1 protein-coding gene is annotated in these 528 nt (G+C 26.1%); it reads left to right on the forward strand.

Going from position 1 to position 528, the window contains the following annotated elements; translation table 11 throughout:
* Window positions 1-528 (forward strand): hypothetical protein (locus AZI32_RS18700; RefSeq protein ID WP_345968975.1); only part of this gene is annotated, 528 nt, incomplete at both ends.

The following is a 528-nucleotide window of genomic DNA, read 5'->3' on the forward strand; positions in this document are numbered from 1 at the left end:
AAGTAAATTAGAAAATTATGAAGAACTAATATTTGCTGAAAATGAAGAATACGGAGAATATGAAGAAATAGAAGATGATGAATATGAATACGAAGAAGTGGAGTATATTGATGTAGAAGACGAAGATAGTGAATATGAATACGAATATTTAGAGTATATAGAAGTAGAAGATGATGATCAAGAAGAAGAAGAGATAGAAGAATATGAAGAACCTAAACAAGAATATACTTCTAATAACAATCATAGAAATCAAAACCAAAGTCAAAAACAAAAACAAAATAAATATAGTAAACAAGTTGAGGATATAAAACAGGTAAATGAAAATATAGAATATGAAGAAGTTGAAACAACTAAAATAAGAAACCTATTGATGCCTAGACAAATAAAAAAAGGATTAAAGATGTTTAAAGAGGTAAAACCATTTGTAAATGAAAGTTTTGATAATACTAGATGGTGGAAAATAGAAATAACACCAATGACTATGTGTGGTTATACAATGCCTTATTTAGGATATGTAAATACTCTAAA

Source organism: Clostridium sp. ATCC 25772 (assembly GCF_001573875.1).
GTDB lineage: Bacteria > Bacillota > Clostridia > Clostridiales > Clostridiaceae > Clostridium_J > Clostridium_J senegalense.